Source organism: Streptomyces sp. P9-2B-2 (assembly GCF_030406865.1).
GTDB classification, from domain to species: domain Bacteria; phylum Actinomycetota; class Actinomycetes; order Streptomycetales; family Streptomycetaceae; genus Streptomyces; species Streptomyces platensis.
On record NZ_CP129126.1, the window covers coordinates 8,731,103 to 8,743,146 of the forward strand.

A 12,044-nucleotide genomic window follows, 5' to 3' on the forward strand; every position below is an offset into this window, starting at 1 on the left:
TTCGACAGCCGGCCCGGGCGATGGGGTCCGCAGCGGCTGAGGCATTCGGACGGTTCCAATACCCGACTCCACCATTACGGGTCAAGGAAGTAAGGCTGCGCGAGGCCGTCGACAAGGTCACCGCGATGCAGTTCGACCGCCATGGACAGCGCGTCTGGGGAGCGGTCACCACCTTGCTGGACGCCGAACGTGTCCGCCTGGCGATCGGGTCGGTCCAGGTCCCATTCGGCACCTGCTCTGAGCCCTCCAATGTCGCCGCCGGAGGCGGCGCCTGCCCCCTGCGGTTCCGCTGCATGGGCTGCGACCACTACTCCACCGACGTCTCCCACCTCCCCGAACTAGCCGCCTACCTCGACGGTCTGCTGCGGCAGCGTGAACGGCTGCGGTCGATGACCGAGGCCGACGACTGGGCCCGCGCCGAGGCCACTCCGTCGGAGGAAGAGATCTCCCGCGTCCGGCGGCTGATTCGTCGCGTTACCGAAGAGGTCGACCAGCTCACCGACGCCGAACGCGCCGAGATCCAGCAGGCCGCGGCCATGGTCCGCAAGACCCGCCAGGGCTTCCTCGGCATGCCCCGCGTTCCCCAGCCCCTGCCCGACCTACGACCGGAGCGACCCGCATGACCCCACCCGACCCCGCCGTCCAGGCCATGCTGGAAGGCCGCCGGGCTGACACCGGCCGACGCCGTCAGCGCGTCCTCGCGGCCCTGGCCGAGGCCGCGAAGGACGGATCTGAGACCAGCGTCGCGGCGATCGCCCGCCGCGCGGGCGTCGACCGCACCTTCCTCTACCGCCACCGCGACCTGCTCGGCCAGATCCACGCGCAGGCCGCTGAGCCGCCCACCGTCCCCGGCGGCCGGGGACCGGCCGTCAGCCGGGCCTCGCTGCAGACCGACCTGGCAGCAGCTGACGCCCGCACCGCCCGGCTTGCCGCACACATCCGGCGCCTCGAAGGCCGGCTCAGCGAGGTGCTGGGCGAACAGGTCTGGCGCGAGTCGGGCATCGGCGGCCCCGACGACACCGAACAGCTCCAGGCCCGGATCACCACCCTCGAACAGCAGGTCGTCGACCTGGAACTGAAGCTCCAAGACCGCGACGACGACCTCGCCGCTGCCCGCGCCGCCAACCGCGAGCTGATGGCCCAGCTCAACCGCGGGGCCGAGCTAACCGGCAAAGGCCGGTGAAACCTCTGGCTCCGGCTTTGGCGTCACACAGGCACGCCCAAGAGCCTGGCGATCGGCGCGGCGATTGTTGTTGAACTTGCGAGAAAGGTGAGTACCCGCTGGCCACGGTCGCCCAAGGTAGTAATCCATTTCTTCCAACCCGCCAATGGCTCTTCTTGAGCCTGATGCTGGGCTGCAGCATCCGCCAATGCTGACAAGTGATACGCCCCCTCAAGACGTTCACTTAGCCCAAGACCCTCGATCTTGCGAGACGCGATTAGCTCGGCCAGATGTGAAACTGCAGGAGAATCCGAGGGGGTCAGCTCGCTACCGGACAAAGCCGACCTAGCATCCTGGAAGAATACATTGTCGTGTGCGACCGCATGGGAACCGACGGCGCCGATTGTACTCCCGCTAATGTTATGAGTCTCGTGTGTCACAACTCCTCCATTGCCAATGACGAGCAATCCGTGATGCTCAACTGTGGGGCCCTTCTCCCCGCTGCGGGAGAGTTGGTTGGTGCGGGAGCTGGCGCGCTCTATGATATTTTCCAAAGTGCAACCATCGCGGATTGCTTGTACTACGGTTTTCATGACCTCAACTATGCCGATGTGGTCAAGATCGCGCAGTGGGAGCGTGCCGCTGGCCTCTATTTGCTCCTCCCATAGTAGAAGAGCAGGCAATGCGTCGACCCTGAGTTGCAGGCTGCGGAAGTGATTCGCTATTTCGTAGCCGCTTGTCCGGCGGGTGAGATCACTTTGACTATAGTAGATGTCGATGTCATCGCCGGTGAGATGGTGAAGGTCGCGCCAGTGATCGCTAATGAATCTCGGAAAGTCTCCCGAAGATAGAAACATAAAGAGCCCATGGAAGCGGATCGCCGCATATCTATCCAAAGGGTTTGGGGAGCCTGTCCTGCTGCGGCCTCCATCTGTGCCGAGGAATCTGGCGATACGCCGAGTTATCTTCTTCGACCCTGCGCCCGAAAGCCAGCGTTGAGCCTCTTTGGAGAAAGTCAGCCCGTTGGTGTAGCCGCGGTTTTCGCAGAACTTCTGGGCGAGATCCTCCAGTTCTTCGTGGGGAATATTGCCTGGTGGAGTGAGCTCGGGCGCCCGTTGATGCAGCCAGTTTAGGAACTCCAGAATCTGGGCAGCGTTATCGGCAGAACCGTCGCCTATCGCAGCTACCATGTGTGCGAAATGGGAATCTTTGGCTATCTGTTCATCGTAGAAGCCATCCTGGATCGCGATTTGCGCAGACGCGGAGAGTCTTTGAGCGAAGGAGCGAAGAGATTCATTGTCTCCGATATCAATGGTTGGATCTTTCCGGCGCTCCTCCGCATCGGAACTTGGCGGGCATGCTCGATTAGATCCCGAGCGCCAAGATTCATAGTTCTCTACTAGTCCGGGGTTCGCCATCCGGACCTCGGATAGGTAGTCCTGGAATTCTTGGCGAAGATCGGACCCAATTTCATACTGGATAATCTGACGGAACGAGGGCGGCCGCTCCCTCTGGAAGCGGCGGTGAGGAGAGTTCCAATCTGCGGCAACATCAAGGGCCGTTCCCGCCATTCGGTCAACGAATCCAGACAAGAAGGGGTGTAGGTTCTGGTGATTTGTTGCACGCTGTCGAAGGAATGACTCCGCTGGGCGATCCTCGAAGCTCTCTTCGTGGAGCATCTCAATGCATCGGCCGCAACCAGAAAAGTGATCCATCTGGGCTTCGACCGTGGGTTCGCTGAGAACAGGACACGTCTGGAAGAGGATCATTATGCCGACCATGCCATTACGGCCGCCGCTCCGAAGGAACTCCAGGGCGAGATGGTCAAGCTGGTCTATGCTTGCTCTCTGAGTAGAGAATTTCCGTTGGTGGAGCCAATCGAGGAACGGAATTAGCTGATAGCTCGGAAGGGGCTGCATCGGCATGTCCGATCGATATCTATGGTCTAGTCTCCGATAGATCTCTCTTGGTTCGAACGCTGGTGATGAAAGACTCTCTACCGATACTTCCAGCGTGAACCTGCGAAGTGCATACCGCAACGCGTCACTGGGTGCTGCCTGCGCAAGCTCCAGGCACCCTGATCCGAGCGGGAATCGACTCCACCAGGATCTGTCGCTCATTTTTGCGGCCCTTCGCCCAGAACAGGGAGAACAGCAAGCCGTCCAGAGCCAGATGCGGCCTGCCGCCTGCCGAGTGATCCTTGAAGCGAGTCCGTGCACCACAGGTGTTGCACCCGCTATTGTCGTCCCGACCGCTTCTGAGCTGCGTGAACTCGAACCGCACGCTCGCAGCGCCCCGGAGAAATGTCGGCGACTTCGACTGCTCGGGCGAGGACATCGAGCGGGACTGGGTGGAGCGCACCGGCTGCTGGAGCTCGGTGACCCGGGTGCTGCTCACCTACGAGCAGATGCGCGCGTACGGGCTCCCGGCGACCGAGGGCAAGCGCGGCGACCCGGGGTGGCCGGCCTTCGCCCGCCGCTACGGCTTCGACATTGAGCGCCCGGTGCAGTGGGAGGTGGAGGCGCTGGAGCCTGACGAACTCCGGCACCGACTCCTACCGCCTCGCGTCCACGCGGGCCCGGGCCGAGGAACCCGCCAAGGCTGGCTGAGCAGGTCGGGGACTGGCGCCGTGGCTGATGCTCCGCCTCCAGTCCCCGGCCCTAATTGGTCGCTGCTCAACAAGGTGTCCTGACCCAGGGCTTCGAAGAGCCCGGGACAGTAGTACCAACGGGTGATGCCTGCTGACACAGGCACTAGTGACAACCGAGTGGGAGATGACCGGTCTTCGACCGTGAGATGGCGCGGCCCCCGGCGGGCCGTCACGCCTCCAGCATGCCGGTGACCAGCAGCCGTAGCGACACCGCAAGCCGTTGAGCCTCTCCCTGCCCCAGCAGACGCACGATCGGTCCGTTCTGCAGAGCACCGAGCAGGATATGGGCCAGCAACTCGGCGTCCAGGTCAGAGCGTTCCTCGGTGATCAGCTCGCTGATGTGGCCGTGCCAGAACCCGTAGACCGAGTGCTGTTCGCGCGAGTCCTCCTGGGCGTCGCGGGGGGCTGTCGCTGCCTGCCCGAGAGCGGCCAGCAGACCTTTGTTCCGCCCGACCACGTCCACGACCGCGTCGAGGAAGGCCAGCAGCCGCTGCCGGGGAGGGGCCCCCGGGCCCAGAGGCGGTGGGCCTTCCGTGACCGATTCACGCAGGGCGTGGGCTCGTTCCAGCATCAGCTCTCGCATCAGGCCCGCGCGGCTGCCGAAGCGGTGGAACACCGTGCCCTTCCCGACCCCGGCCGCGGCAGCGATGCGCTCCATCGAGACCTGCTCTGGAGGGTGTTCGGAGAGGAGGCTCTCGGTGGCCTTCAGGATCGCGTGCCGATTGCGTGCCGCGTCGGCGCGTTCACGACGGACTTCCGCCATCAGCTAGCTCCTCACCCAGGACCATGATCCGTAGACAACTGGACCGACGGTCCAGTACGGTCGAATGGACCGCCAGTCCAGTTTAGAGCACCCTCTTGTTGAAGGAGATCTGCCATGCGACGAATCCGTTACCACTCCTACGGTGGCCCCGAAGTCCTCACCCTGGAACAAGTCCCCGTTCCCGTCCCAGAGGCGGGGCAGGTGCTCATCCGGGCCGAAGCGATCGGCGCCAACTTCGTGGACACCCAGCTCCGGCGCGGCATGGCCCAGACCGAGCTCTACCCGCGGCCCTTACCCAGGTCCCTCACCGGCGACGTGGTGGGCACGGTCGAGGCGGTCGGGCCGGACACGGATCCGGCCCTGATCGGGCAGCAGGTCGCCACGGCCTCCGAGGACGCGTTCTGCGACCTCATCCTCGCGGACGCACAGTGGCTCGTCCCGGTACCTGACGGGCTCGACGCGGGCACGGCCAGCGCGCTCCCGATGGTGGCACCGGTGGCCCTGGGCGTGCTGCACGCCGGGCGGCTGGCGCACGGCGAGACCGTACTGGTTCACTCCGCCGCGGGCGCCATCGGCCACCTCGCCGTACAGCTCGCGAAGGTACTCGGTGCGGGTACGGTCATCGCCACGGCCAGTACGCCCGCCAAGCTGGACTTCGCCCGCGCCCACGGCGCCGACATCGGCGTCAACTACACCGATGAGGACTGGCCCGAGCAGGTCCGCACGGCCGTGCCCGGCGGCGTGGACGTCGTCCTCGACGCGGCCGGCGGCAACATCCTGCGCCGCAGCCTGGACGTACTGGCCCCGTACGGACGGCTCGTGACGTATGGAGCCGCGAGCGGCGAGCTCGGCAGCATCCCCGTCACCGACCTGTTCGCGCTGAGGTCCGTCATGGGGTTCTCCCTCATAGCCGCGCATGCGGCCGACGCCGAGCGCGCCGTGAAGGACCTGGCTGAACTTACCGAGTACGCGGCCCAGGGGTTGCTACGCACAGCGGTCCACGCCCGGCTGCCGCTGACCGAGACCACCGAGGTGCACCGGCTGCTGGAGAGCCGTGCACAGCTGGGCCGCATACTGGTCGTCCCGTAGGACGGCCAGGCCGGTCCGAACGCTCGTTGCTACGGCTGACAAACAGCGAGTACCAAGCTCAGCTCCACGCAGGCGTGCATCAGGGAAGTCCGAGTGCTCTCGCGTACCGCCGACACTATCCCCCACATTCGAACATGCCCCGCGCAGACCGATCGTGGAGGAACCTTCCTATCAGTCACAGTAAGTGACAGATCAGGGGTGCAGACACAGGCTCTGACACCTGCCGCTACCTGCCACCGACGGTCAGCCGCCTGACGGGCGACTGGCCGTCCCGCGTTTGCCGCCACGTCAGTCCATCATTTCTCATCGACATTCACGGGCCCACTGATCATTAAGTGACTCCGGAACTTGTCGAGAAACGCTGTTCCTAGAGAGCAACGAAGCCACAAGGTGAACGGGCAGGGTGGAATCGTGTCCGGGCATCGCTCATCATCAGGGGATGGGGGAACAGATGGACATGGCGCTGCTGCGGAGGCTGATCGACGGCGTGCTCCTCACGCTGTACACGCGCTACACCGCGAAGGAACTGCCGGCGCTGTGCGAGCGCCTCGGCCTTCCCGTGCCCAGCGAGGGCAACACCAAGCACGAGCGCCTGGTGGCCAGCCTGAACGCCTGCCCCGACGACCGCCTGCCAGACGTCGCCGACGCGGTTCTTGAGCAGGAGAAGCTGGCCCAGGCCGAACGAATGGCGCTGCAGGATGCTCTGTGGCTCGGCCGCCACCACGTGCAGATCCCGAGCCGGACCAGGCGCGAGCTGGCCAGAGACTTCGATCTAGCCGACCACCTCGGCTACCCGGACCGCTTCATGGCTCTGCTGAGCCGACTATGGCACCTGGACAACGATCCACTCGGCGGTTGGACCACCACGACCAACAGCCTGCGCAGCCAGATCGAACGCCACGTGATCCGGTTCCCGGACGACTGGACAACCGAGCACTTCTTCGAGCAGCTCGGTGCCTTCGAAGCCCCGCACCCCCGCTTCGGACACTTCCTCGAGGGCCTGGCATCCCCCGCTGTCCTGCCCGACGAGCCCGCGCAGCGCCGCTTCGTCGAGCTGGCCAACCGGCACCTGAACCCCGCGGGCGCCCAGCTGAGCCAGCACGCAGAGGCGGACGGCTACCCCCAGTTCCAGCTCGTCGAGCACGGCCGCGGAACCGCACGCCGACCCCGCAACCTCATCTTCGCCACCCTGGGCAAGCCCGACATCCGCTTCACCAGCGCCCTCGACAACGACATCGAGGTAGCCGAACGCGCCGACGAGGTGCTGGTCTACGACCGCCCCATCGGCAAAGAGGGACTGCTCTGGCGGCACCTCCTGTCCTGGTGGCAGGAATCCCGGAATATCACTGACCAGGAGCAGGCGGCGCGGGCCCTCTACAGCCGCATGGAGGCTTCACTGCCACCAAAGTCCCCAGGACAGAAGAACCTGTTCTGGCACTACCACCACGCCAACCGGGACCACTTGAACGACGTTCCCGCCCTGCTGCCGGAGATATGGCTGCACTGGGACCCCAAGACCCTCCGCGAACGCGGCGCGCACGCCATGCAGAACCTGCGCATGGACTTCCTCATGCTGCTCCCAGGCACCCGGCGCGTGGTGCTGGAAGTCGACGGCATGCAGCACTACACCCGCAACGAAGGAACCGAGCCCGACAGCGCGAAATACGCCGCCACCATGGCCGGCGACCGCGACCTGAAGCTTCGCGGCTACGAGGTGTTCCGGTTCGGCCACGACGAACTCCGCGACCGCGACCGCGCCCAGCCCCTGCTCGCCAGCTTCTTCGCCACGCTCCTTGACCGGCCACCCGCCGGTCCGCCTCAAGTGCCGCAGCCAGCCCAAGGCTGATCCGGGCTCCACTGTTCTGGTCAAGGCGCCGCCGACGACCACCGGGGGGCATCACTGGGGGAGAGGTCGGAGCGCGCCCGGTGCCACCGTGCATGACGAAGGCCCCGGGGGTCACGACGTTCCGGGGCCTCCACTTCGCTGACCTCCCAGCTCAACGACGAGCGAGGTGGCGTGTCACGCCCAGTCCACGCCCAGCTTCGCGAGGGCGGCGAGCTGGTCGGCAGTGAGCTTGTCACGCCGGCTCTTGGTGTTGGAGACCCATACGCCCAGCTTCACGACCACCGGCTCCGCCTCGCCCTCGACTGCGATCTCCTCGCCGTGGGCCCTAGGGACCGGTCGGTCCGCGCCTTCCCGCGCGACCCACTGGGTGCGATGTGCCGGTTTGGTGTCAGTGGATGAGTGTCAGTGACGGCATGTCAGTTTCGTGTGTCGGTGCTGGTGGAGTGGTTCCTGGGGAGTCAGGTCACTGACCCGGGGTGGTGTGTGCGGTGGGCGGGGCTGTCATGGGGCCGATACACCTTGCCGTGTTCCGCTGTCATGGGAACGGCACTTCTGGCCCCGCCCATGAGTTCAGCGCCGCCTGACGACCTCGGTGCCGGGCAGGACGGCCCTGCCCGGCTGCGGTGGCTACTCCCAGGGCCTCGGTAGCGCGTGCCACAGGGCTCTGAGCCAGTCGGGCGGGTTGGTGAGGAACTTGTCCACCAGCCGGGCCGTGATGGACCGGGCGGCACCTTGTGCGGCGCCCTGTGCTATCGCGGCGGTCAGGCTGGCACCGGCAGCGGGCTGCTGCGGGACGGGCGCGGGGCTGGGCGGCTGGACGGGCACGGGAACGTTGTCCCGGGTCATGATGCTGCAGATAGCCGGCCGCGAGTGCGGCGGCGCGGTGACGACGACGCCCATCACGACCACCGCATCCCGACTTCGGACAACTGCTCCACCCGCTCCGGCGACAGCGACGCGGCCCGGGACCGCTGGTTGCTCACGAACGCACCAAGTCGGATGTCCTGTTGCTCCTGGTCATCGCCGCCGACCCGGTCCACCACGACCGACTCGATGTGCTTGCGGGGTACCTGGAGGTGCCCCTCGCGCTCGAAGAACTGTCGGGCGGCTGCGAGGTTGGCGGCCCACTTGTCGGCCTGGCTGGTCCGCGGCTTCGGCTTCTCGTCCTCCGTCGCGGGTTCGATGCCGAGAACCTGCTCACACATCCACTGCTGCACGCCTGTGAGCTTGTCCCAGCCGAGCCGGACCGACGTCACCCACCGCCCCAGATCCTCGCCCTGGCGCACGACGTCGCCTGCGGCGGTGGGCAGGGTCCCGCCCTCGTCCAGGTGCAGTCGGACGAGGTGGAAGCACCGCTGCCAGGTCACCGGCCAGGCCGGGCACCAGGAGGCGTCGATCTCCTCCAGCTGCTCACGCCGTTCCTGCGACATGGCCCCGGCCGACGTCTCCACCGGCAGCCCCTCGGCACGCCGCTGCTCGATCTCCACGGCCTTCCTCGCTGCGGCCCGCGCGTTCTTCAGCCAGATGCCCACTGCCGCGCCCTGGAACGTGGCGTCCAGCGGGGCCAGGAGGTGCCCGTGTTCGGCGGCCCATCCACGGGCGGCGGTCAGGCCCTCTTCCCATGCGACGTCGAAGTGGGACCAGATCATGCCGAGTTTCTCCAGCTGCTCGACGCGGTCTTCGTCCATGTCGCCGCGGGCGTAGAAGCGGCGGGCGTCGGCGGTCCACTGCCCCAGCGGGAACTGCGCAAGCGAGGCCGGCCAGCCTTCCGCCTCTGCGTCCTCCCGGGCCGGGACGCGGTACGTGAACGGCACACGCAGGTCGCCGTGCTCGCGGGCGTAGATGACGGCGGCCTCAACACCGCGCCGCCAGTGCTCGTGCTCGGGGTTGAGGACACGCAGGTTGATGAACGTGGCCAATTGCGCCGGGTCGCGCGGCGTGGAGAACTTCAACAGAGCCTTCGCCGGTGCGGACGGACCGCCGAAGCCGTCCCCGCCCCCGCTCTTCTCCTTGGCTTCGACGTCCTTCTGGACGGGCTTGTAGCGGCTCGGCGCCTGCTGCTCGGCCAACGCCTCCACCACCCTGGCGTCGTGCGCCCTGAGCGCCTCCAAAAGCTTCGCCAACCCGCCGAACGCCCGGGACGTCAGCATGTTGTCCGCCGTCTCGCCTGGCCCGAGCAGCACCGGCACGACCAGGCTGGCCAGCTTGCCCTCGCCCGGCTGCATCCGCAGCGCGCGCCCCACCGCCTGGACCAGGTCCGGCATCGAGCCCCGGACGTCGGCCCAGTACACGGAGTCGCAGTCGCGGGTGTCGACGCCCTCTCCCAGTACCTTCACCGAGCTCAGGTATCCCTTCTCCACCACGGTGCCGTCCGTCGCGATCCCGTCGGCGAACTCCCCGAGGACGCGGCGGCGGTGGAGCGGCTTGTGATCCCCGCACAGCCAGTCCGCCCAGATCGTGGCCGGATACAGCTCGGGATCGGCGTCGTGCAGCTGGGCGGCGACGACAGGGAGGCCAGCCGCGAAAGCTTCGGCTTCCCGCACCTGGTGGTGGAAGACGAGCGTCCTGCAGGAAGCTCTCCTCCGAGGACGCCTTCACCAGCGCGGTCTGCAGGGCAGCGAGCCGGGCCCCGCGGACCTGCTCGGAACGGCCCTCCGCACCCAGGAGCTGCGCCGCCTGGAGCTGGGTGTCGGTGACATCCACGCATACGACCTGGTAAGGGGCACAAATTCCCCTGTCGATGGCCTCCGAGAGTGTCAAAGTGAACGCCCTGCTGCCGAAGGGAGAGTCGGGGTCGTCTTCCATGCTCGCGACCAACTCTCCGGGCGCCCCGGCGTCGTCGTCCTCCCCGAGCTGCCACAGCCGGGGCGTGGCCGTCATGTACAGCCGCCGCAGGGACGGGATCTTCTGGTTGTCGTGCACGACCGCCCACGGCTTCCCGATGCGGCCCGAAACCCTGTGGGCTTCGTCCACGACGATCAGGTCCCAAGCCGCAAGGCCGGCAGCGTGCGCCCGCTCCAGCGTGCCCAGGCCCAGGCTGGCGTACGTGGCGTACACGGTGACCTGGTCTAGGCCCCGCGTCCACTCCACCAGCTCGTCCACGTCGGTGGTGTTGGGGAAGGACGCCTCCTCAGCTCGCAGCGAGGACACCCCGATCATCGGGCCCCGGCGGCCTCCCTCGCGCCATGCGGCCTCGGTCTGGGCCAGGAGGTCCAAGCTGGGCACGAGCACCAGCACACGGCCCGCGTGGAGCTCCTCCGCGCTGCGGACCGCGACCCGGGTCTTCCCGGAACCGGTCGCCATGATCACCTGAGTCCGGAGCCCTCGCTCAGGCACAAGAGATCTTGCAGGCAATTCGAGAGCACGGAGAACCGCATCAATGGCTTCTCGCTGGGCGGCCTCGCGCTGATCAGGGCGGTTGGTGGTCGGCATGTCCGTCTGCCTTTTCCTGGGTGCTACCCGGTTGGGTCGGATGCTGGGAAGCGGGAAACCCGCATGTAGAGGAGCCGCGAGGGCTACGGTCGGGTTGGTGTGGCTGGGTGACTGCTCCGGCTGATCGCTACGCTGACGGGGCCTGCGAGGAGCTGGCTAAAGCCCTGGAGCGCTCCGACGGCGGGGTGCTCTGAATCCAGAGTCTATCCAGAAATAAAAAATGATGCAGATGAAGCCGAGCTTCACCCTCACACTCCGTTCGTGCATGATGAAGAGTGGTCAGTTGAAAAACCGCTCCTCAAACTCTTGCTCCGCCAAGTCCAGTTCCTCGCCAGACAGGGCGACCGGGATGAAGTTGCGCCTCCGCGCATGTTCGATAAATTCTTCGGGAACCTCCACCCCGTACTCCTTCACGAAGTATCCCCAGTATGTGGGCCATACCCATTCCCCGTCGGTGCAGTACCCGAAGGGAACAGCTGCACCCTCGTCTGCACTCATCAGATCCTGCACATTTCCGGCCGCAAGGAGAGGGTGTGAGCCGGACAAGTACTGCGCCAACGGCACACGCAGGGAAGGATCTAGATGCCCAGCCAGTTTCTTGATGGAGGCGCGTTGGAACGAATCTTGGTTTTCTGCTGGAATTTCTTCCAGAATCGGAAGCATCTTCATAGGGTGCCTTGATCTACGCAAATGGGCAGCCCCAGTCAGGCCGCTCCAACTTCTCCACGGTACCGTCTGGTGGTAATGGCCCCCCTTCCGCTGGGTTGCGGGCCCGCGCTCTCCGCGCCCGCCCGACCACCCGTCACCACCCCTCTCCTGTAGTCGGCTTGGCCCGTAGGGCCGTTGCCGCCCCGCTGGGGCAGTGGTTGTCGATGGCGCGGTGCAGGGGAGCGGCTGGAGCGGAGCGGAGGCCGTCGGGCCGTGCAGAGCGCGGCTCCGCTCCGCAACGCGAGCCGTGTGCACTGCGGTTGGCCCTGGAGCGGAGCGGATGGGCCGGCCCGGCTTTGCCGGGCGCGGTGCGCGAAGCGCACTGTTCCTGCTCCCGCGGGCGGAGCGCAACTACCGGGCGAAGCCCGGTAGTTCGCTTGCATAGCGCGCAGCG

The 12,044-nt window shown here is 66.3% G+C and carries 10 protein-coding genes and 1 pseudogene; 5 read left to right on the forward strand and 6 right to left on the reverse strand.

The window, feature by feature from the left end; translation table 11 throughout:
* The first annotated feature begins 125 nt into the window (after positions 1-125).
* The gene (locus QT196_RS38430) at positions 126-623 is read left to right on the forward strand and encodes a hypothetical protein (RefSeq protein WP_290354021.1); all 498 of its coding nucleotides are present in this window, start codon (positions 126-128) and stop codon (positions 621-623) included.
* On the forward strand, positions 620-1,183 hold the full coding sequence (locus QT196_RS38435) for a hypothetical protein (protein ID WP_290354020.1): 564 nt from the start codon (positions 620-622) through the stop codon (positions 1,181-1,183). The genes QT196_RS38430 and QT196_RS38435 overlap by 4 nt, the downstream gene beginning before the upstream one ends.
* Before the next feature lie 23 nt (positions 1,184-1,206).
* On the opposite strand, the gene QT196_RS38440 is transcribed toward QT196_RS38435, so the two are convergent.
* Complete coding sequence (locus tag QT196_RS38440) at positions 1,207-3,087, reverse strand: hypothetical protein (RefSeq protein ID WP_290354019.1); 1,881 nt, start codon at positions 3,085-3,087, stop codon at positions 1,207-1,209.
* A 341-nt stretch (positions 3,088-3,428) separates the two neighbouring features.
* On the opposite strand from QT196_RS38440, the gene QT196_RS38445 reads away from it, so the two are divergent.
* Positions 3,429-3,854: a hypothetical protein gene (locus QT196_RS38445; protein WP_290354018.1), complete on the forward strand. Its 426-nt coding sequence runs from the start codon at positions 3,429-3,431 to the stop codon at positions 3,852-3,854.
* Positions 3,855-3,981: 127 nt separating this feature from the next.
* On the opposite strand, the gene QT196_RS38450 is transcribed toward QT196_RS38445, so the two are convergent.
* Positions 3,982-4,575, reverse strand: coding sequence for a TetR/AcrR family transcriptional regulator (locus QT196_RS38450; protein ID WP_290354017.1), 594 nt, complete (start codon positions 4,573-4,575; stop codon positions 3,982-3,984).
* 114 nt (positions 4,576-4,689) lie between these two features.
* On the opposite strand from QT196_RS38450, the gene QT196_RS38455 reads away from it, so the two are divergent.
* Together QT196_RS38455 and QT196_RS38460 are read left to right on the forward strand one after the other, a co-directional pair.
* On the forward strand, positions 4,690-5,664 hold the full coding sequence (locus tag QT196_RS38455) for a zinc-binding dehydrogenase (RefSeq protein ID WP_290354016.1): 975 nt from the start codon (positions 4,690-4,692) through the stop codon (positions 5,662-5,664).
* Between the two features lie 439 nt (positions 5,665-6,103).
* Positions 6,104-7,510, forward strand: a complete 1,407-nt coding sequence (locus QT196_RS38460; RefSeq protein WP_290354015.1) for a hypothetical protein — start codon at positions 6,104-6,106, stop codon at positions 7,508-7,510.
* Positions 7,511-7,684: 174 nt separating this feature from the next.
* On the opposite strand, the gene QT196_RS38465 is transcribed toward QT196_RS38460, so the two are convergent.
* The 4 genes and pseudogenes from QT196_RS38465 to QT196_RS38480 all read right to left on the reverse strand — a co-directional run bounded on the left by QT196_RS38465 (position 7,685) and on the right by QT196_RS38480 (position 11,605).
* Complete coding sequence (locus tag QT196_RS38465) at positions 7,685-7,792, reverse strand: helicase associated domain-containing protein (protein WP_290354014.1); 108 nt, start codon at positions 7,790-7,792, stop codon at positions 7,685-7,687.
* Between the two features lie 345 nt (positions 7,793-8,137).
* Positions 8,138-8,356 (reverse strand): hypothetical protein, encoded by a 219-nt coding sequence (locus tag QT196_RS38470; protein ID WP_290354013.1) that lies wholly within the window; start codon positions 8,354-8,356, stop codon positions 8,138-8,140.
* A gap of 53 nt (positions 8,357-8,409) precedes the next feature.
* Positions 8,410-10,942 (reverse strand): annotated as a pseudogene (locus tag QT196_RS38475) (Helicase associated domain protein).
* A gap of 279 nt (positions 10,943-11,221) precedes the next feature.
* Positions 11,222-11,605, reverse strand: a complete 384-nt coding sequence (locus QT196_RS38480; RefSeq protein ID WP_290354011.1) for a hypothetical protein — start codon at positions 11,603-11,605, stop codon at positions 11,222-11,224.
* Positions 11,606-12,044 lie beyond the last annotated feature (439 nt).